Raw genomic sequence first — 18,752 nt, 5'->3', positions numbered from 1 at the left:
GGGGTCAGGTCACGTTCTGAGGTGCGGTGGTAGCGAGGAACCGCCCTGCCCGACGGAATTCACGAGCGAAGAGGACGGTGGTGATCAGGAAGACGGCCGCGATGCCCATCCACAGAAAGGAAAGGTCCCCGAAGAGGCCTCCGAGACAGTAGGAGTACATGGGCTCGATCAGCAGGTTCGTTGCCTGGGTCTTTCTGCTCTGCACGGCGACTGAGCGCGCTACAGCAAGACGAACAGGATCCTGGGGCGGAGCCTTTTTGCCGCTGATGACCCGCCTCAGGTACTTTTGCTCGTCGACCTCGAGCCCGATGGTGATGGAGAGATTTTGGCCGAGCTCTGCGCGTGGTTTGACTCGCTTGGCGTTATAGATCAGTCCGGCGATCGCCGCGAGGAGACCGAAGAGGGCGGCGCCACCCTGCAGCACAAGCGACCATTGCGGGGGCTCGTCGTACAAAAACGGGGTAATGAGGGTCAGGGCGGCGACGTACAGGACGACGCCGACGGGGAAGTAGCGGGTGTAGTACACCCGCAGGGCTTCGCCCATCCCATTGTCGGCGAAGCCGCGGGCGTACCGTTCGGCTTTCGCCCACCGCCCGTCGGACTCCGACATCAGATCATCGAGTCCCGCCACTGTTCCCCCCTACCAGCCAGCTAACCGTTAGGTCAGGCACTAGTGGGCTTGGTTGTAGGCGTCGATGATGGACTGGGTGATGCGACCCCGGGAGCTTGGGTTGTGTCGGTTGTCCTGCGCCCACTGGCGGATTTTCTGCGTCTCTTCCCGCTTGGACCTACTCGTGGATGTCGAGGACGAGCTCTGCCCGCCCTGCCCGCTCTGTGCTGCCTGTCCGCGACGGCCCGTCTTTGCCTTCCGGCCCTTGTCCACGTACTCAGACAGGGTTAATCGGAGCTTTTCTGCGTTCTCTGTCGTGAGGTCGATCTCGTAGTCGGTTCCGTCGATACCGAACCGGACGGTTTCATGAGCTTCCTCGCCATTGAGATCGTCAATCAAATCCACCTGAACACGCTGCGCCATTGTCGTACTCCTCAATTACGTGCAGACCATAAATAGTTCCCCTTTACGAATTCTAACTCAAATGACACTAAGCACACTTCATGTCGTTATTGGCGCCGTGATCGTCACTGTTAGTTTCACTGTCACTCGTCGAGGGAGTGACGGCACTGAGCCGACCCAGCCTCTAGCGCTGGTTTCTTATGAGTGGTTCGAGGAAGCCGATCTTCACTACTGTGTGTGTGCGTATGTGTGGCCGCGTGTAGGCGGTCGTGGACGGCTGGGCGCGGACAGCATCAGCTGGGCGTCATGCATTGACGGCCATGAGGTAGTTCCCACGCCTGGTTCTCACCCACGGCGGTTTTGGGCGAGGGGTTCTCCGCAGGTTCGTGGTTTGGGTGCGTAGTGGTACCAGTCTGGTAGTGCGGTGGTGAAGCTGGTGCGGGTGGTGCCGTTTTCCAGGACCGTCCAGTCCACGGGCGCGCCGACTTCGGGTTCCATCTTGTTCCACTCGAACCAGTTGACCATTTTCAGGAGCATTCTGCTCATTGGCCTCTACATCTTTAGCTTCCGGTACTTCCGCGCCCGGGCGCGATAGCGCTTCCTTCGTAGCACCCCAGCATGAGGAGGCTGTCCACATCCACCATTTACTCGAGGTGAGTTCCCCGGTGTCGGTGACGCGGGTGGGTGTGTGCAGGCGGGCTGATGGTTCCTGCTTGTCCCCCTGTGTGCGGGACAAGTAGCGGAGCATGGGGACGTTTGTGCCGTGCACCTGGGACAGGAGGCGCAGCAATCTGACAACCAATCAGCTCTCGGTCTTCACGACGATGGTGGCGCTGCGCCGGCCCGTGAGGAGGCATCCGTACAGGTCGGCGCATCGGAGCCTTAGTTCACCACGCCGATGATGCTGTGGCGAGAGACGGGCAGAATGACCGGTATGCGTGGACGTTTCGTGATCGCAGGGAACAGGGCTGTGTCATGCGTATCAGGAATTGCGTTGATGCCCAACCACAACACCAGCGCTTCGAGCCATCCGCGCGCCGAGCACGGACGACGGCGGAACACCCTGCCCGCGCACGGTGCGGTCAGCGGGGTCATGCATTCAGTGGGGTCAGCAGGATCAGCGGGGTCTGCGCAGTGTGACGGGGCCCTTGGCGGTCGAAGGATCTACGACGGCGCCGCTCTGCACCATCTCCGCGAGTCCGCGGGCGACGAGCCTGCGGGCAGCGTTGCGTGCAGGCTCGTGCAGCGGGCTGTCACTGCCGCCGAGGGCCGCTGCGGCGTCGGCCGGGTCGATCCCCGAACCGCGGGCTGCGGCGTCGAGCCGCGCGAGCAGCCACTCCTCGAGCGCGGTGTCGATGGCACGGATTTTGCGGGACCGGCAGGCGTCGCTGCAGTAGGCGACGTCCTCCCAGTTCCGCTCCCACTTCTTCCGCCACTCGATGCGGCGTCCGCAGGAGCGGCAGGACTTGGGCTCGTGCGCCGGACCTGCCGACCTCATCACCGGGCCACCGCAGCCGTCACACGCGTCCGGAGATGGAGCGGATCACGGCGAAGGCGCCGTCGCTCAATGGGCGAGAGCGGTCGCACATTTTCGTACCCCTTACACAACGCGAGTCGGGCGGCTTTGCTCGTCGGAACTGGTGGTGCTATTGGAATGCCTTCCGTGGCCAGTGTGCGCAGAAGCCGCATTGCAAACTGCCTCCCCAATGGTGGCAGAGGATGCCACATGTCGGCGCGGGCGACCTGCTCCGGATGATCTGACGCCGATAACAGCGCATATGACAGTTCTGGCAGTACCGTGAGCTCTTTAGTATGAGGGAGCAATGAAGCTAAGGGACAAGTGGTAACAAGCCGGCCCGGGCTGCGACCTACGGTGCAGGAAGGCTGAAGGAGACGATTGCACATGCTCGTGCGAGGGCAAGCGCCACGGCAAAGCTCAGCACTAATCGTGGATAGAGGTAGGAAAGAGCACTCTTGTACGGGCGCTGGTACAAGAGTCGCCACGCGCCAGCTCACCGGGATCAAGCCCGAAAGGACCGGGACCAACGCCTCGTGCGTGGGTGCGTGCGCAAGGGAGGTCAAATAGCTGAGAGCCAGAAATCGCCGGTACAGCTTTGTGATGGCAGCAGTGAGACGCTGAGGTTGGATGGCAGACGGCCAGTCACCGAGCTCCAACCACCATCGCGTGGCCCGATATCGCGTCGAGCAGCAGGCCTCCAGAGGTCGAGATTCCACTGCTCGAGGTTGTTTCATTTCGCAGCATCCAGAAGCCCCCTCTCCGTCGCTGCGTTAACTAGTGGCTGGGCAACGGATTCGCTGACCGCGCTTCGTATCGTCTCGACCAGTTTCTGCGCGCGATACGTCATCATGTGGTCTGAGCCGGTCATGTTTCGAACCCGCTCCGCAAAGAAAGCAACGAGCTCAGGGCCATAGGAGGCGAGGACGTCATTCGGCAAATCCGGGTTGAAGAACCTCTCGCTGAGGCCGATGCTGTGTCCGCCGAGAAGCGTCGCGGCGGCAGGGACGAACTCACCGACGGCGGGGACGATGTCCGCCCAGTGTGCAAGTTCTTCGGCGGATGCGAGCCGAGGCTGCCCGCTGAGGCGGCGTTCCAGATGTTTTCCAAGCCACCGTCGCCACACCTCGGCGCCGTCGATGCCGTCTTCACGAAGGAACCGGGCCACTGCTTCAGCGAAGCCGGCGGCATGCGAGCCGTTTGATGCGAGCACTGTCTGGTCAAGCAGGCGCCTTCGATCGGTACTCGTGATGCCCGCGTATGACATCACGGAGGTTATGAACCCCAGAAAAATGTGATGCAGGGTTCCGTCTTGCAACTCGTCGAGACGGCTGAGCTCGGCCACCATGCCGTCGAAGAGGCCGGCTGCGAGGATCCGGTCATTCCACCTGGGATGGTGCAGGAAGGGATTCCAGGCGAAGGCATGTCGCTGCGGATCGTTGAATAGCGGGAGCAGGTGCGCCGCCGCGAAGTCTGCATCTGCGGCGAAGTAGAAGAACAGTTCTCCGGCAAAGGCGGGCTGAGTAGCGTCCAGTGCATCGTTATTGCCGTTTAGTACCGCGACGAGCGCCTTCAACTCCTCGTCGCTGAGTCCAGCCCATTCCTTACGCGAGTGTCTCCAGCGACGATCGACTTCACTGCCTCAATACTGGGCCAGGGACCCCGGCCATGAGTTCAGGTAAAGCGGCGCGAACGACAGAGGGGTCGAGTCTTCCCGGTGCGTAAATCCTGCGCCCTGCTCTCGCCAGAGTGCTCGCGCCAGCTCACGCATGGATGCGAGCAGTGGCGATTCATCTGCGTCGATCTGCAGTCGAATCTGATCAAGCAGGAAACGCCCGATCGTATAAAGCAGCGCACACCTCCTCAGCACGACGAGGATGCACGCACCTGCCATAGCGTGCATCAACTCGCCGTCGCCGGTCTTGCGCAAAAATCACCCCAAGGCGACGATGCCGGGCTGATCGAGAAGCACTGCAATGAAGCCCCGTGCCAAGGCACGGCTACACCTGTGTGCGAGGGTCGAGACCGTGTGTATCGGTCCGGTGCGTGAGTCCCGCCAAAGGATCCTTTGACCGGACGAACTGGAAAGTTCTTGGCCCGATTAGACGTTTCGAGCGCCGGCGGGGATTCCAGAGCCGCGATTGTGTCTCAGCAATGTGTCTCACGTCGAGTATTCTCATCAAAGGGAATCAGCGCCTTTGATGAGCGTGAGGAGCGTAGGAGTGGGAAGCATCGGGTATGCCAGGGTCAGCACGTTGGAGCAGAACGCGGATTTGCAGCGAGCGGCGCTTTCTGCCGCAGGTTGCGACAGGATCTTCACCGATCACGGGGTTAGCGGCACAACAGCGAGCCGGCCGGAGCTCGACAAGCTTCTCGACCATTTGCGGACCGGTGATGAGGTGGTGGTGTGGAAGCTGGACCGGCTTGGGCGCAACACCCGGAACCTGCTCGCCCTGATCGATGACCTCGAAAGCAGGGGAGTGCATTTTCGCAGCGTCACCGAAGGGATCAGTACTACCGGGCCGATGGGCAGGGCGATGGTTACTGTCATGTCGGCTTTCGCTCAGCTCGAGCGGGACCAGCTCGCCGAGCGGACCAAGGCTGGCATGGCCGCGGCTGCGGAGCACGGACGAAAGGCTGGCCGACGGGAAGTGACCACAGATCATGTGAAGGTCAGGCGCGCCAGGGACCTCAAAGCGCAAGGCCTTGCCCCGGGCGATATCGGGAAGATCATCGGAGTCAGCCGGGCGACGGTGTACCGCTATCTCAGCATCGGTGGCAGTGAGCCTGCTCGATGAGTGCCGCGTCACCACGTACTTGGGCTCCACCTCCGACACGCGGGTCTTTGCTCCGAATTGTGTGGGCGTGCGAATAGGTGCGAAGGGTGGCGCGGCAGAGAGGGTGGTGCACAATGAGCAAGGCGGCGATGTCGAGGTGCAGTGATGTTGAGGTGATGAGGGGGCCCGATGTCATCCTGTCTCGTGCACGCGGGATTTGTTCCGATCCCGAGCAGAGCGCCTAGTGATGGGCTGCGCTGCTACGCCTGTTCCGTTGTTGCCTGACTGAGTTGAGGACCCAATGAGCCCTGTAGGAAACGACCCCACATCTTCGCCCAGTGCGGCGCTGCAGGACGCGGTTTTGGATAGTGAAGACGTGCGTGGGTTCCTAAGTTCATTGGCTGTGATGGCCGCTGAGCAGTTGTCCACGGAGTCGGCCCCGGTGTTGTGTGGGGTGACGTTGCTGCGTCCGCGCAGAATGGCGACGGTGGCTAGCAGCAGTGTTGAGGCCGAGAAAATGGACGAACTGCAGTACGAGCACAACGACGGTCCATGCCTGCGGGCGGCGCGGAAAGAAAAGGTGTACCGGGTGGAGGACTTCCGCACCGAGGACCGGTTCGGTGAGTATTCGACCGATATTGCCGAGCACGGGATGCTGTCCGCGATCGGAGTACCGATAATCCTTGATGGAGAAGCCAACGCGAGCCTGAACCTGTACTCGCCACGAGTAGGTGCCTTCGATGATGCGGCGGTCGAAAAGGCACGGGACTATGCCGATGCCGCGTCAAGTTCGCTGCGGCTTGCGGTGCGGATCGCCGATCTAGCTGATCATTCGCAGGACCTTCAGGCCGCAATGCAGAGCCGCACGATCATCGACCTCGCGGCCGGAATCATCATGAGCCAAAACAGGTGCTCCCAAGAGGAGGCCGTGAAAATTCTCAAGATGGCCTCCAGCTCCCGGAACGTGAAGCTGAGCGTGGTTGCCGCCGCCGTGGTGGAAAGCGTCACCCCAGCCCCGGTCACTACCCACTTCAACTGACATTTCCTCGGATCCACCACCTCACACCGGCTCATTGAACCGCTGGTCGACATGCTCATCAACGTGCCCCTGCAGACTGGGACAGAAAAAAGCAGCCGGTGCTCACCGTGCCTAGGGATGACACGCCACACCGGCTGCTTCTGCTGTGAACACTACCTCAAAGGGTTTCTTGCAGCAGGGACCGATTCTTTAGGCCAGAGCACGAGGGTGATCTGCGTGGTGGTCATGGCGTACTACGCCCAGTTTCAGGCAGTACCTGCCTGAGCCTGAAGATCTGTCCACTGACGTGTTCATGCGCCGCGTCTCGGTCCATCTGACGGGGATGAAGAAGGACCTTGCCCAGGAAAACCTGGGCGTGAACGCGATGGCAGCGCGGGCGTCGGTCCTGATCATTGGGGCGGACATTGGCGTGGAGGAATTCGACTTATAAGCGCCGGCCGGGGTGCTGGATTTTTCGACGGCCAGCATGACCACCGTCGCTGACAGGCTCAAGAGTGCTGGCTTCGTCCAGCGGCGCCCGAATCGTGCTGAACGCCGAAAGATCTGCCTCCTCCCCACCAAAGCCGGCATCTAGGAACACAAGCGGATCCAACCGGAACTCGAAGCCGCAATCGATCAGAGCCTGTCATCGTTGACGTCCTTGGAGCGAGATGTATCTCGAGAGGGATTGATCGCTCCTCCACCCGGGCGCTCGGAGTCTGAGACAAGACCGCCGAAGATAGCTAGGCAATCTAGCTTTACAGACCCTGAGCTTTCTCATATGGTGGGTAACAGGTCGAGCCGATGGCCTGCCAGTCCTTCCCGAGAAGGTTCGAACGTGTCTATAGCTCCTCTTTCCTTGAATACGATGCTTGCCGGAGCGGTGCCGGCGGTCCCTGATGGCCATACCCCGTCGGATGATCTGGGGGGTTCGTCCCTGCAGTTGGCGCACCTAACCACGACGGAAGGCACCGAGGACTTCGGGGCGCTGTCGACGGTCACCGAACCGCTCCTCCACGTGCCGTTCGACCTGAGCGACGTGTCGCACAGGGAATTGCGCCGCTGGAGCAACCGCCTGCTCAAGGCTTTGGACAGCGACTTTCCGTCCTACGGGACGTCCGAGGACTACGAGCGGGTAGTCGACGAACTTCGCCAGCGCGAGGATGAGGCAAGGAGCGAGCCGACCGGCACGAGTACGCGGGAGAAGTTCCGAGATAACCCGATGAACCGCCGGTTTGAACTTTTCCGCAATGGGATGTTGGCCGGGTACGTCGCGTACACCTTGCGCGGCGGGACCCTCCGGCTCCACCGAACCATCGTCGCAGACACATTCGACGGCGCCGGAATCGAGAAGGTCCTCATCCAGAATGTGCTCCTTGCCGCTCACAAGCGCAGACTCGCTACCATCCCGTACTGCCATCATGCACAGGCTTTCCTGGACGAGCACCCACATTTCCGTGCGCTGATCACCACGGCCTGAGCAGAACCGCGAATTACGTGCCATGCGTGGGAAGCGCCGGCCAGTTAGCGGCTGCGCCTCTCCCTGCCATGAACCTCATCGGCGCTGCCGCACATGACTATGGCGACATCGGCCGCGAGCCTGCCTGCAGGTGCATCACGTAAGGGCCTTGCTGCTGGGACTTAGCTGAGGGGTTGTCGCAGTCAGTCACCAAACGATGCGCCTGAGAGCGCAAAGCAAAAAGCGGCAGGATCTCCCGTCCTGGGATCCCGCCGCCTTGCGCTTGTCTTACAGGCACCGGCCTGTGTCGTCTCCTGCTCATACTGGGCGTTCGCTCCCGATACAAGCAGCTGATTTGTCGACCGGTGCAAGCTGCCTTGCAACTGTAGACACCATCACGAGCAAATAGCAAGCAGGCTTACTAGTACAGGCGTCGATGGTGTCCGGTAAGTCTCTGTCGAGACCTGCTACGGCAGGCTGTCCGCTCAATGGACGGTGAGGCCCATGATGGAATGAATTGAGCTGTCCTGATGCGGTCAAGAAGCCGGCTGGTCAGAACAGCCCCGGGCCGTATATGCCGTCAGTCCTCGCTTTCGCTCATTCGTCAGCGGTGTCGAATCGGTTGCCTCAGCCCGGTTGGGTGCCACACGTGACAGCAAGGCGCTACGGGATTAGCACGCGGTGTACCGGTAAGCAGGATCATCTGGCATCGTCAGGTTCAGATCCCGCACAATGGTGGACGTTGGTTTGTCTGGCGCTTCACAGGGATCATCCGACCCGGACCCTTCCAAGTACTCGATAGCAAGGACGTTCGCGCCGTAAGCGCTGGTGTAGGTAGAACACTCATCGAACTCCACGCATTGCTCTGCTACGGCGAAGTCAAAGCCGATGTCTCGTAGCCGGCCAGATTCCTCGGCCGCGTTTTTCTGTCCTACAAGGAGGCCGACATCGTGAACCTGCTTCACCAGCACCTCGGCGACCTCAAGGTTGTCCTCGAAGGTCAACTGACCATGAGATCTGCTATACGAGTCGAGGTTGTCGAGCTCAACGGCGTCGAATCCCTTCCTAGCGCACTGCACAATGTCTTCAGCGATACGGGCGGCAATAGCCTTTCTCGTGCTGGCTGAACCCGTGTCGAGAAGATAATCGTCCGGCCAATCGGGATCAGCCAGTAAGTTACCGTCGACTTCCAGGACCAGGCCGGCGGCAAGCCAAGACTCCGCAGCCTGCGGTTGCGTCTGGAACGCATTCAGATAGCAAATCGAGTACATCCCGACAGCAGGATCGTCTGTCGCATCCCGTACTACGACGCTTACCCCCTCGGGCGGCTCGTACCCACCGCCGAGCTGATAATCGAACTGAGCACCTCCCGGAAAGACCTGCGGGGGTGACGAACATCCTGCAATCAGAACAGCCAGAGCGCTGAACATCCATCGAAGACCCTTCACCGCGCCACCATAGCCTTGGAAGTGCCCAACGCTAAGACAGACAGTGGTTGAACAGGTTTCCGAGACGGCGCCAGGTGACCTTGTAGTGCTCTGGGGTGGGGCAGGTCTCGAGGAGGCGATGCGGTATCGTCGGTTTTGCCTCTAGAAGCGGGGCTTCTTGGTTGCCAGTTCGTGATTGAGGCATTTCGTGCGCGATAGCAGCAGGTTGGATCCGGATGCGGGTTTCCCGGAGGATCTGACGAGGATAGACCGGGATGATCTGGACATCCTCAACAGTAGGAACCACCGCACCCGGGATCTGCAGTACATCCGTGACGGTGAGGTGCATCCGGAGACCGATGGTCAGCACCATGAGCTGCGGGAAGAGCTCGATTGCCGCCAAGCGATCCGCGACACAGCTGCTTCGACCCCTTCCGATAGGGATACCGAGGTCGAGACGACCGCCGAAGCCGAACAGGACGCTGCGTTTCGCGAAGCGTGAGAGGCACGGGGTGCGCCACTGCAACTCCAGCACGATGAAGGAAAGTACGTCGTGCTGGGTGTCAGACCACCGCGTAGGTCGGTCACGCACGGCTTGGTCGTTCACCCTCGAACCGAACTCTCGACACCCCGGGATCGCACTGTCCGGCACTGTAGGCGCTGATACTGTGGCAGTGAACAATGTCCGGGTTAAGCAGTTGGCCCTCATTCTGGTTCTGAACATTGGATCTGCGGATGCCACCTCTTCCTGCTTCTAGCGACTTCCCCGAAGATCTCATAGTCACTTCCGCTCCTGACTCTGCGGAGGCTAGCTCTACCGTTGCTGTCGGGCCGGCGTCCAGGGGCTCGACGGAAGCGGTGGATTGCCCGACGGGGACGTTCGACTACTTCTTTGAAACCGGCACCTTTGTCTGGTCGGAGGTGATGTACCGGATCCATGGATACCGTCGCGGCGATGTCATGCCGTCGCTGGAGTTGGGCATGGCGCATATCGCACCCGGGGAGCAGGCGAAGGCCAGGTCCCTGTGGGAGCAGATCCTGACCAGTACCGAGCCGATCGCCTGGTACCACACCATCATCGACGCCCGGGGATCGCACCGGCAGGTCCTCGGCGTCGTCAACGCCGTCCAGCACGACGGGAAGACCACGGGAATCCGCGGCTATCTGACCGACATCACCGCTTCGATCCATGTGGACTCCCATCAGCGCGCCGATGACGCGGTATCCCGCTCAGCGGTCCGGCGGGAAGTGATCGAGCAAGCCAAAGGCGTCCTCATGGCTTTGAAGGGTGTGAGTGCGGACGAGGCGTTCGCCAGTATCAGCAGCTTCAGCCAAAACCACAACCGCAAAGTCACCGACATCGCCCAAGCCATGCTCGATGTGTGCGCGGCCCCGGCGACGCTTCACGCACTGGTCGACGCAATCCACCCAGACCGACCTGCGCATTGAGAAGGCCCCGGCGCACCTGACGGGGGCTGGAAATGCAACCTCGCCGCCAGGACCCTGAACGGCGGGTCGGAGTGTAAGGGTTCGTGCTGGACTGGGATAGGCCTGTTCCCTGGTCAAGCAGCCGGACGGGGAACAGGTCCCCCTGGTGCTCAGAACCAAACGGGACCCCGGGCTCGCGATGACATTGCGGCAGGCGCGCACTTATTAAGGCACGACGGCCGGCCGGGTACGGAGATGTCGAAAGTTGGGTCCGCGATCGAGCGCTGTCCGTACTGGTGTAGGAGTCCCGGTCAGGTGCGGGGGTATTTTTTGGTGGTGAGTTCTCCGCTGGTGGTGAGGTGTTCTGCGACGTCGACGAGTTTCGTGTTCGTCCTGTTGCTCGCGGTCGCGATCAGGGTGAAGGCCTGGTGAGGGGAGATCTTGTACCGCTCCATCAGGATGCCTTTGGCCTGTCCGATGATGTCCCGGTTGATCAGTGCCGCGTTGAGCTGGCCGATGTGTTGGGCGTCGGAGAAGGCGATGGCGGCGTGCGCGGCAACGAGTTGCCCGATTTCCTCGTCCTCGTCCCCGAAGGCGCCCACGTGCTCCCCATACACATTCAGGGCGCCTAGGTTGTCGCCGTCGACGAACAGCTGGAAGGAGAGCATGCTTCGAGCCCCGAGGTCCCAGGCTCGTTGCGCGAACTTCGGCCACCTTGTTTCCTCACCGATGTGGGGGACCCGGACGATCTGCTCATGGTAGGCAGCATCAAGGCATGGACCCTGACGCACTTCGGTTTGCACGGAGTCAACGTCCCGCGGCAGGTCACTGGACGCGGCATGGGAGTCTACGGTCCTGTGTGCCTTCACCAGGCTGATGGACGCCTCGGATGCATGGGGGATCAACCGAATCGCAGCCTGCACGATGTCATCGAGGATCTGCTCCGCGTCCGGTTCGCGCTGCAGGTCCCTCGCCAGCTCGCTGACCTGCTCAGCAAGGCCGCTACCAACGCCACTACCGATGATTGGATCAGCGGCTACACCAGCCGTGTCATCACTACTCGTGACCCATTCCCCCTTCGTTCCGAACTCCACCCACGCCGCCATTCATGGCGTAGGAATTCTCCTAACCGGTGAACGTCTAGAAGCTTTCCGGACCGGCGACAGTTGCTGCGAGTTCTCAACCACCTGCGATGTCGGGTAAGCGCCCATCAGTGACGAGAGCCGTTGCGACCTGACCGAGCCGAGCCTGACTGTTGTTGCTCGCAGAGAGTGACAGCGCGAAAGCTTCATCAGCGGTAAGCCCGTATCTCTCCATGAGAATGCCTTTGGCCTGCCCGATCACGTCTCGGGACTCCACTGCACGAGTCATCTGCCCCAGACGGTCGTTGACCTCACGAAGACGTTCCACGACGTCCTCCAGCCCTGCCAGACGGGCGTTACCGCTACGGCTCTCGCGGGTCCCATGATCGTGACCCTCATCCTCAGGAGCTCCACCATGGTGGTGTTCTTCGTCATCCTGATCGCACATGTTTGATCCTTCGACTCAGCGAGGCGTGCATCGTGGCTGTCGGCTCACTCTCTCACGGAACGTCAGACCCCCATAGGGTGAGCCGTTACGAGTCATAGCACTCCCACACTGGCGTCAGTCAGCACAGATCCGATCCAACAAATTCTCGAGCTTCCCGGCACTCATGCATCTTCCGCGTGTTGAAGGTAACCGTCGGGGACAACACACCCGACAGGTATGCCGTCTTGACACAAGCGCGGGACCGGCATCCCAGCACGGCCTGTCCGTAGTGCAGCGCTTCAGCCCAGCAGTGGGCGGTGGTGAGCTACGGGTGGTGCTTAATCGGCGTGGCGGCGGTGCAAGTCTCTGCTGAAAGGTGCGCGGGGGCTGCGGCAGATGTCGTCGTAGAGCTCGTTGACGGCTTGGGAAATCATGTCCCGGTCCAGCTCCGGTAGGCTCAGGAGCCCGTGGAGATAGGCGTTGACCTCATACTCATCGATGTACCCGCCCAAGCTGAAGTAGTGCACCCACACCTCACTAAGCGACAACCCAGCCCTACTCATCGCCTCGAACGTCTCGGCGTACTGCTCATCTGGCGCGTGTTCCTCCATGACGTATTTTTCCTTCCTCGACTGCCTGGACAAGATTGGGGCGACCTGTGTCTGCCACCAATGGTAAGCAGGGCTTCCCCGCCGCGTCGCGGAGTAATTCGTGGTGTACAATCCACCTCAGATGTCGCTGGCGGCGAGCTCTCTAACGACCAAGACGCATGCGCGCCCAGGTCCATGGCTTCCTCCAGGCCTGCGGGTGGGCGTGGCGCCAGGGTGTGTCTGTGTAGGGGACGTGGGTGGTGGTGTCTCGCGGATGAGTTCATTGACGGCGTGGGCGACGAGGTTCCGGTGCAGGGCCGGCAGAGGCATGAGTTCATTCAGATAGGCGTCGACCTCGAACTCGTCAGCGTTACCGATGAGTTAGAAGTACCGGATCCAGACGTTCAGCACGGTGAGCCCCGCGGCGTACCTGGCGTGGCGGGTGAGCGCACCTTACTTTCAGGTCGTCAGTTCCCGGATCATTGTGCACCGCTGGGCTCAGGGCCGTCCTGCCGCTCACTGATCATGGCGCCCACCGAGCCGATGGTGGTGTTCGTGTCGGTGGCTAGCCCGATCAGGCGTTCCATCGCTTCCTGCTTATGCAGGTCGAAGCGTTCCATGAGGATCCCACGGGCTACCCCGACAGTGTCTCGATCGGCCAGGGATGTTTTCACGTCCGCGCTGATCCGTTGGTGTGTCGCTGGTCTGCACGTGACCAAGAAGCTCCGCGGCGGATCGTGCCAGGTTCACGAGCAGTCGCCGGTCCTCGTCGGAGAAGCATTGACCGTGTCCGCGTACACCTTCATTGCGCTGAGGCTGACTGGTTTCGCAAGGAGAGGGACGCTGAGGCAGGACCGAATACCGATACCTGCTGCGGCGCCCTTCCAGGCAGGAAAACGGTCATCGGGGTGCGTGTCCTTGATGTAGACAGAGATCCCGGTCGACCAGGCACTCATGCACGGCCCCTCACCGAGGCCGTACTGCAGATCATCAGCTGCGAGGACATGCGGATCGGTAGCTCCGACGCTCAGACGTGTGCCAAGGGTGTCGATGATGCTTACCCCAGCTCCACCGGCGGCACTAATGATGTCCCGGGCGATGTCGGCGAGGCCGTCGACAGCATCCTGCGCGGTTTGCTCCGTCAGGAGTTGTCCGTTGGCTCGGCCAAAGATCGCCTTGAATTCAGGCGGCGGTGGGGGAGTGGTCGTCACGTGTGCGCAACCTCACCATCTGCGCCATATGGCGCCCACATTTGACTCTGACTGGGCCCGAGACAACGCGGGGATAATTCCTAAGCAGCGCTTCTGTCGCAAGCACTGTTCGGGGCCCTGGAAAGCTGCTCGAAGCTCAAGGTCTGCTGCACCGATGGGTGACATCTGATCTGGCCGCCGGACAGTGAGCCCGAAAGATATTGCTGTGCCCAAGCCTTAGACCAAGGAGACCCGTGACGACGCAGTGCGCGTGGTGAGAGACCGCGATGTTGAAGTGACAATCGAGCAGGTCGCTCAAGATTTCGGTATTCACCCGATGACGCTCACGAAGTAACTGCGCCCTGCCGGTAATGCCTCGAAGACTGGTCAGGCGCGCAGTGAGATGTTGGAGAGTCGTGAGCTGCGCAAGCGGGTCCGACTGCCGGAGCAGGAGACAGCCGAACGGGAGACAGATCCCCGTCGCCCAGAACCTTGCAGCACCGCCCTGCTATCAAGGGCACCACACCCAACAAGGGGGCAGGAGATGGGGTAGGACCGGGGCAGGCGAGGGAGGATGCGCGCACTGAGAGGCCGGGCGCCGGAAACATTCGGTGTTCTATAGAAATGCCGGGCATTTTGTAAGAAGGGCGCCACTTAGCTGCGGGGATGGCCGTTGGTGTTGAGTGAACAGCTACCGACGAGGTGTTCGGTCACGTCGATAAGGTTCGTGTTCGTCCTGTTGCTCGCGGTCGCAATTAGGGTGAAGGCTTGATGAGCTGAGACCTTACACCGCTTCATGAGGATGCTGATGACGAAGATTCGGGAACCGGTAGACTTCGGCGAAAGTAGTGGAATGTGACTCGTTGCGGCGGATGACGCTTCTCGTCATGTCAAGGGGAGGAGCCAGCGTGGCTCCGAGTCGGGAGAGTCTGGGATGTCTAAGGGTCCGGAGGTGACCTTGCTGGAGGCAAACCTCCGCGCGCAGCGATTGATTGACAACGCTGCTGATGGTTTCGTAGGAATGAATGCTTACGGTGTGGTGACCGATTGGAATCGTGCGGCGGAGAAGTTGTTCGGCTACACCAAGGACGAGGCGATTGGCCGTAAAGTCAGTGAGCTGATCATGCGCGAACAGGACCGAGCGGCGCACGAGGCAGGGCTGCGCCGGTTTGTGACCACAGGTGAAGTGCGCCGGGTCGGTCGGCCGGTGCAGGTCACCGCTCGACACCGGTTGGGCCGCGAATTCCCCATTGATCTCACAGTGTGGGCTCAGGACGATCCACATGGCGTGGCCCTGTATGCGTTCTTGCGTGATGTCAGCGAACGAGTCGCCGCTGCTGAGTTGTCCGGGCAGCTCGCGGCCATCGTTGCAGCATCATCGGATGCGATCATCAGCACCGACCTCGATGGAACGGTGCGGACCTGGAACTCCGGAGCTGACCGGATCTATGGTTACACGGCGGCCGAAATGATCGGTCAGTCCTTTGCCCGCTTGATGCCAGCAAGTTCATCAAATGAGTTCGATCACATCCTGGCCGAGGTATCTGCAGGGAAGCGGATCGAACAACTGGAAACGGTGCAGCTTAGGGCCGATGGGATGGCGGTGGAGATGTCATTGACGGTTTCACCTGTGCGAGATGACACCGGCGCGGTACTGCGCCTGGCGTACGTTGGGAGGGATATCACCGCGGCCAAGTCCGCTGATCGGCGGTTACGCGAAACCAGAGACGCCTTAGCCCGGCAGGCCTCAGAGATGGAGCACCGCGCTTTCCACGACCCGCTGACGGGAATCGCGAACCGGGCGTTGCTCATGGATCGGCTCGGGTTCGCACTTACCGAAGCCGAACGAACCGGTGCCACCACGATCTTGTTAATGATTGATGTCGATGACTTTAAATACGTCAATGACACCCTCGGGCACAGCGTCGGGGACCAGCTGCTCTGCGAGATTGCCGCACGGCTCGAGGGTCTGATTCGAGCCGGGGACACCGTGGCACGGTTCGGCGGCGACGAGTTCGCGGTCCTCGCCGAAGAGGCCTCGTCCGGCCTCGGCGAGACCTTGGCCCAACGGATCGTGGACACTCTGGATGCCCCGATGAACATCAGCGGGCAACACATCACTCCGCGTGCCAGCGTGGGGATCGCGGAAACCCATGGATCCTCACCGGTCGATGCTGAAGATCTGCTTCGAAATGCCGACCTAGCCATGTACGCGGCCAAGGCCGCTGGCAAAGCTCAATGGCGAGCCTTCCAACCCGAGATGAGCTACGCACTCACCGCCCAAGTCCAACTTGAAGCGGACCTACGCGCCGCGTTGCAAATCGGTCAGTTCACGGTGCACTACCAGCCCATCTGTGACCTCACCACCGGCCGGCCCAAGGCAGTCGAGGCCCTCTTGCGATGGCAGCATCCTACTTTCGGCTCTGTCTCTCCACTAAGTTTCATACCCATTGCCGAGAAAACCGGGGTCATCGTTCCTATCGGCGCCTGGATACTTGCCGAAGCGTGCCAGCAGATTGCCCGCATACCCGCCGCCTCGAAAGATCTCGCCGTCGCCGTGAACGTGTCGATCCGTCAACTCGCCGAACCCGGATTCATCGACATCGTCACGCACGCCCTCAATCGAGCAGGACTGCCTCCTCACCGCCTGACCCTGGAAATCACAGAGAGCATCCTCGCAGGTCCTGATGCCACGATCGCCATCCAGCTGCGAGAACTACGTGCGCTCGGCGTGAAGTTGGCTGTGGATGACTTCGGCACTGGTCGCTCCTCACTGGCCCGGCTGCGCAGTCTGCCCTTCACCACACTGAAGATCGACAAGTCTTTCATTGATGAACTCACCGACACTGGCCCGAAGGACATCATCAAAGCGATCGTGGCCATGGCTCATGGAATGGGCCTCGACGTTATCGCCGAGGGAATCGAAACCTCTACCCAACTCGCTCAGCTACGCGCCCTTGGGTGCGATGCCGGCCAGGGCTTCCTCCTTGACCAACCAATGTCCGTCGACGACCTGCAACGCCGCCTTGTCGAATAAGACTGTTCTTCACAGGGAAGAGCATTTGGTTGAGCGGCACAAGGGCTCTCTCGCACTAAGCTTTCTTTCCTCAATGAGGTACTTCTCGGCGAGCACTGTCGCAAGTGCGCTGGCATCGGCCAGATCATCACCACTGGCAACCTAATCGGTGGACTGGGTGGACTGGGTGGACTGGGTGGATTGGGTGGACTGGGTGGACTGGGTGGACTGGGTGGCCTAGGCACCTTTAAGTAGCCCGGCACCGACTCTTCAACCTAAAAAGCTTCAGCTTCTCGTGACGTCTCCAGGTGGTGACCGCGTCAACGATTGGCGACACACTCCTCAGCCATGCGCGAGGTGAAGCTGTCACGGGCTGGTACTCGCTTTCAGATTTGCAATGTGAGGAGCGAACACCCAGAAGGAACAACTTAAGATGCCGTTGGTGCAGTTCTGGTGTTGATGCTGAGCTCTTCAAGTGACCTGTGGGTCGGCATCGGAGTGCGACGGTGCGGGTAGGACGAGGAGTTCGGCGATGCGTCGTCGGTCGATGTTGGTGACCTGCAAGGTTGCTCCATCCACCTCGACCGTGTCTCCCGGCATTGCGAGGCGTCCGAGGCGGTCGAGGACGAAGCCGGCAACCGTGTCCCAGGTACCGCGGGGTAGTTCGATGCCAGTGGCCTCAGCAAAGTCCTGCAGGTTCAACCGCCCGTCCACAACACCCCCGCCGTCAGCGAGTTTCACGGGTGCGGCGTCGGTGTCGTACTCGTCGAAAATCTCACCGACGACTTCCTCGACAAGATCCTCTAACGTGATGATGCCGTCCGTACCACCGTATTCGTCGATGACGACTGCGATGTGTGTGTTCCGTGCCCGCAGTTTCGTAAGCGTCGGCAGGACCCTGGCGGTGGCGGGCAGGTACGAAATAGGCCGGAGAACTGACTCCAGCGGTGCATCAGGATGCTGAGCGGCCGCGTCGTACAGATCCCGTACATGCACGAAGCCGGTGATGTCATCAATGGACTGGTCGACCACCGGGTACCGGGAAAATGGTAACTCCTCAATGCGCGTAATGGCTTCGCCGACGGTGTCGCTGCTGGTGATGGCAACGACCTCGGGTCGGGGGCGCATGACTTCACTGATCTGCCGACCACGCAGCGAGAGCACATCGTCCAGAATGCGGCGCTCCTCCTCGGGCAGTCCTTCATGACTAATCACGATGTCCCGGAGTTCCTCCTCCGTCATCTCCTCGCTGGTGCGGTGCGGGTCGCCACCAAGGAGCCGGACGACCGCGTTCGTCGACACGGACAGCAACCAGATCACCGGCCGCATGAGCCGCGCGAAGCCGCTGAGCACCGGCGCCACCGCGTAGGCGAACTGCGCGTTGCGCTGGATCGCGAGGCGTTTCGGTGCGAGCTCACCGAGAACGAGCGAGAGGTACGCGACGATCAGGGTCAGTAGGATCGTGGCCAGGGTGAGAGCCGCCGGCTCGGCCAACCCAAGTGACACCAGCAGGGGTGCAACGGACGGCGCAATGGATGAGGCCCCGTACGCCGCTGACGCGAATCCAGCGACCGTCACCCCGATCTGCACCGCGGACAGGAACGTGTTCGGGTTACGAGCCAGCGCGGCGACTTTCGCGCCTCGCTTCCCACGCTGGGCTATCGCGCTAACCTGACTGTCACGCAAGGTCACCAACGCCATCTCGGTCGCGGCGAAGACACCACCGATCAGGACGAACACCACGACCAACGCAATGTTCAACCCCAAGTCCCCGTTCATCGGGCCACCCCAACAACGGGCAGCCGGCCCG

22 protein-coding genes are annotated in these 18,752 nt (G+C 61.1%); 6 read left to right on the top strand and 16 right to left on the bottom strand.

From position 1 onward, the window contains the following. Positions 1-4: 4 nt before the first annotated feature. The 7 genes from ACX80L_RS10115 to ACX80L_RS10085 all read right to left on the bottom strand — a co-directional run bounded on the left by ACX80L_RS10115 (position 5) and on the right by ACX80L_RS10085 (position 4,458). Positions 5-631, bottom strand: a complete 627-nt coding sequence (locus ACX80L_RS10115; RefSeq protein WP_459289439.1) for a hypothetical protein — start codon at positions 629-631, stop codon at positions 5-7. Between the two features lie 39 nt (positions 632-670). Further along, complete coding sequence (locus ACX80L_RS10110; RefSeq protein ID WP_459289437.1) at positions 671-1,033, bottom strand: histone-like nucleoid-structuring protein Lsr2; 363 nt, start codon at positions 1,031-1,033, stop codon at positions 671-673. A 324-nt stretch (positions 1,034-1,357) separates the two neighbouring features. Further along, positions 1,358-1,558, bottom strand: coding sequence for a hypothetical protein (locus tag ACX80L_RS10105; RefSeq protein WP_459289435.1), 201 nt, complete (start codon positions 1,556-1,558; stop codon positions 1,358-1,360). Between the two features lie 336 nt (positions 1,559-1,894). Further along, positions 1,895-2,107, bottom strand: a complete 213-nt coding sequence (locus tag ACX80L_RS10100; RefSeq protein ID WP_459289433.1) for a hypothetical protein — start codon at positions 2,105-2,107, stop codon at positions 1,895-1,897. Between the two features lie 22 nt (positions 2,108-2,129). Next, positions 2,130-2,510: a DUF2256 domain-containing protein gene (locus ACX80L_RS10095; protein ID WP_459289431.1), complete on the bottom strand. Its 381-nt coding sequence runs from the start codon at positions 2,508-2,510 to the stop codon at positions 2,130-2,132. A gap of 751 nt (positions 2,511-3,261) precedes the next feature. Then, a complete protein-coding gene (locus tag ACX80L_RS10090) occupies positions 3,262-4,104 on the bottom strand; it encodes a hypothetical protein (protein ID WP_459289429.1) in 843 nt (280 codons plus the stop codon). 66 nt (positions 4,105-4,170) lie between these two features. Beyond that, complete coding sequence (locus tag ACX80L_RS10085) at positions 4,171-4,458, bottom strand: hypothetical protein (protein WP_459289427.1); 288 nt, start codon at positions 4,456-4,458, stop codon at positions 4,171-4,173. 271 nt (positions 4,459-4,729) lie between these two features. Between ACX80L_RS10085 and ACX80L_RS10080 the strand changes: the two genes are divergently transcribed. The 4 genes from ACX80L_RS10080 (at position 4,730) to ACX80L_RS10065 (ending at position 7,803) form a co-directional block, all read left to right on the top strand. Next, a complete protein-coding gene (locus ACX80L_RS10080; RefSeq protein ID WP_459289425.1) occupies positions 4,730-5,326 on the top strand; it encodes a recombinase family protein in 597 nt (198 codons plus the stop codon). Between the two features lie 385 nt (positions 5,327-5,711). Further along, positions 5,712-6,344, top strand: a complete 633-nt coding sequence (locus tag ACX80L_RS10075) for a GAF and ANTAR domain-containing protein (RefSeq protein WP_459289423.1) — start codon at positions 5,712-5,714, stop codon at positions 6,342-6,344. Positions 6,345-6,786: 442 nt separating this feature from the next. Then, positions 6,787-6,918, top strand: a complete 132-nt coding sequence (locus ACX80L_RS10070; RefSeq protein ID WP_459289421.1) for a MarR family transcriptional regulator — start codon at positions 6,787-6,789, stop codon at positions 6,916-6,918. Between the two features lie 243 nt (positions 6,919-7,161). After that, on the top strand, positions 7,162-7,803 hold the full coding sequence (locus ACX80L_RS10065; protein ID WP_459289419.1) for a GNAT family N-acetyltransferase: 642 nt from the start codon (positions 7,162-7,164) through the stop codon (positions 7,801-7,803). A 650-nt stretch (positions 7,804-8,453) separates the two neighbouring features. Here ACX80L_RS10065 and ACX80L_RS10060 read toward each other — a convergent pair. After that, a complete protein-coding gene (locus ACX80L_RS10060) occupies positions 8,454-9,212 on the bottom strand; it encodes an endo alpha-1,4 polygalactosaminidase (protein WP_459289417.1) in 759 nt (252 codons plus the stop codon). A gap of 49 nt (positions 9,213-9,261) precedes the next feature. Further along, the gene (locus ACX80L_RS10055; protein ID WP_459289415.1) at positions 9,262-9,816 is read right to left on the bottom strand and encodes a hypothetical protein; all 555 of its coding nucleotides are present in this window, start codon (positions 9,814-9,816) and stop codon (positions 9,262-9,264) included. Between the two features lie 251 nt (positions 9,817-10,067). On the opposite strand from ACX80L_RS10055, the gene ACX80L_RS10050 reads away from it, so the two are divergent. After that, positions 10,068-10,658 (top strand): PAS and ANTAR domain-containing protein, encoded by a 591-nt coding sequence (locus ACX80L_RS10050; RefSeq protein ID WP_459289413.1) that lies wholly within the window; start codon positions 10,068-10,070, stop codon positions 10,656-10,658. Positions 10,659-10,948: 290 nt separating this feature from the next. Here ACX80L_RS10050 and ACX80L_RS10045 read toward each other — a convergent pair whose 3' ends face one another. The 6 genes from ACX80L_RS10045 to ACX80L_RS10020 all read right to left on the bottom strand — a co-directional run bounded on the left by ACX80L_RS10045 (position 10,949) and on the right by ACX80L_RS10020 (position 14,724). After that, positions 10,949-11,731 carry a GAF and ANTAR domain-containing protein gene (locus tag ACX80L_RS10045; RefSeq protein ID WP_459289411.1) on the bottom strand — a complete coding sequence of 261 codons (783 nt, stop codon included), beginning with the start codon at positions 11,729-11,731 and terminating at the stop codon, positions 10,949-10,951. 85 nt (positions 11,732-11,816) lie between these two features. Continuing rightward, the gene (locus ACX80L_RS10040) at positions 11,817-12,167 is read right to left on the bottom strand and encodes an ANTAR domain-containing protein (RefSeq protein WP_459289409.1); all 351 of its coding nucleotides are present in this window, start codon (positions 12,165-12,167) and stop codon (positions 11,817-11,819) included. Positions 12,168-12,484: 317 nt separating this feature from the next. After that, the gene (locus ACX80L_RS10035) at positions 12,485-12,757 is read right to left on the bottom strand and encodes a hypothetical protein (protein WP_459289408.1); all 273 of its coding nucleotides are present in this window, start codon (positions 12,755-12,757) and stop codon (positions 12,485-12,487) included. A gap of 458 nt (positions 12,758-13,215) precedes the next feature. Continuing rightward, complete coding sequence (locus tag ACX80L_RS10030; RefSeq protein WP_459289406.1) at positions 13,216-13,410, bottom strand: ANTAR domain-containing protein; 195 nt, start codon at positions 13,408-13,410, stop codon at positions 13,216-13,218. A gap of 72 nt (positions 13,411-13,482) precedes the next feature. Continuing rightward, entirely contained in the window at positions 13,483-13,947 is a 465-nt protein-coding gene (locus ACX80L_RS10025) for a GAF domain-containing protein (protein WP_459289404.1), read from the bottom strand. A 633-nt stretch (positions 13,948-14,580) separates the two neighbouring features. Next, complete coding sequence (locus ACX80L_RS10020; protein WP_459289402.1) at positions 14,581-14,724, bottom strand: ANTAR domain-containing protein; 144 nt, start codon at positions 14,722-14,724, stop codon at positions 14,581-14,583. Positions 14,725-14,878: 154 nt separating this feature from the next. Between ACX80L_RS10020 and ACX80L_RS10015 the strand changes: the two genes are divergently transcribed. Continuing rightward, entirely contained in the window at positions 14,879-16,963 is a 2,085-nt protein-coding gene (locus tag ACX80L_RS10015; RefSeq protein WP_459289400.1) for a sensor domain-containing protein, read from the top strand. Positions 16,964-17,413: 450 nt separating this feature from the next. On the opposite strand, the gene ACX80L_RS10010 is transcribed toward ACX80L_RS10015, so the two are convergent. Continuing rightward, positions 17,414-18,721 (bottom strand): hemolysin family protein, encoded by a 1,308-nt coding sequence (locus ACX80L_RS10010; protein WP_459289398.1) that lies wholly within the window; start codon positions 18,719-18,721, stop codon positions 17,414-17,416. Positions 18,722-18,752 lie beyond the last annotated feature (31 nt).

This window comes from Arthrobacter sp. MDT1-48-3, from assembly GCF_054511015.1.
Note: the sequence above shows the minus strand (reverse complement) of the source record. Positions and strands in the feature narration are given on the sequence as shown.

Excerpts from the sequence above, each read along its gene's own strand:
- ACX80L_RS10110 (WP_459289437.1), bottom strand. The coding sequence starts at position 1,033 with ATGGCGCAGCGTGTTCAGGTGGATTTGATTGACGATCTCAATGGCGAG.
- ACX80L_RS10105 (WP_459289435.1), bottom strand. The coding sequence starts at position 1,558 with ATGAGCAGAATGCTCCTGAAAATGGTCAACTGGTTCGAGTGGAACAAG.
- ACX80L_RS10100 (WP_459289433.1), bottom strand. The coding sequence starts at position 2,107 with ATGACCCCGCTGACCGCACCGTGCGCGGGCAGGGTGTTCCGCCGTCGT.
- ACX80L_RS10095 (WP_459289431.1), bottom strand. The coding sequence starts at position 2,510 with ATGAGGTCGGCAGGTCCGGCGCACGAGCCCAAGTCCTGCCGCTCCTGC.
- ACX80L_RS10080 (WP_459289425.1), top strand. The coding sequence starts at position 4,730 with ATGAGCGTGAGGAGCGTAGGAGTGGGAAGCATCGGGTATGCCAGGGTC.
- ACX80L_RS10075 (WP_459289423.1), top strand. The coding sequence starts at position 5,712 with ATGGCCGCTGAGCAGTTGTCCACGGAGTCGGCCCCGGTGTTGTGTGGG.
- ACX80L_RS10060 (WP_459289417.1), bottom strand. The coding sequence starts at position 9,212 with ATGTTCAGCGCTCTGGCTGTTCTGATTGCAGGATGTTCGTCACCCCCG.
- ACX80L_RS10040 (WP_459289409.1), bottom strand. The coding sequence starts at position 12,167 with ATGTGCGATCAGGATGACGAAGAACACCACCATGGTGGAGCTCCTGAG.
- ACX80L_RS10035 (WP_459289408.1), bottom strand. The coding sequence starts at position 12,757 with ATGGAGGAACACGCGCCAGATGAGCAGTACGCCGAGACGTTCGAGGCG.
- ACX80L_RS10020 (WP_459289402.1), bottom strand. The coding sequence starts at position 14,724 with ATGAAGCGGTGTAAGGTCTCAGCTCATCAAGCCTTCACCCTAATTGCG.
- ACX80L_RS10010 (WP_459289398.1), bottom strand. The coding sequence starts at position 18,721 with ATGAACGGGGACTTGGGGTTGAACATTGCGTTGGTCGTGGTGTTCGTC.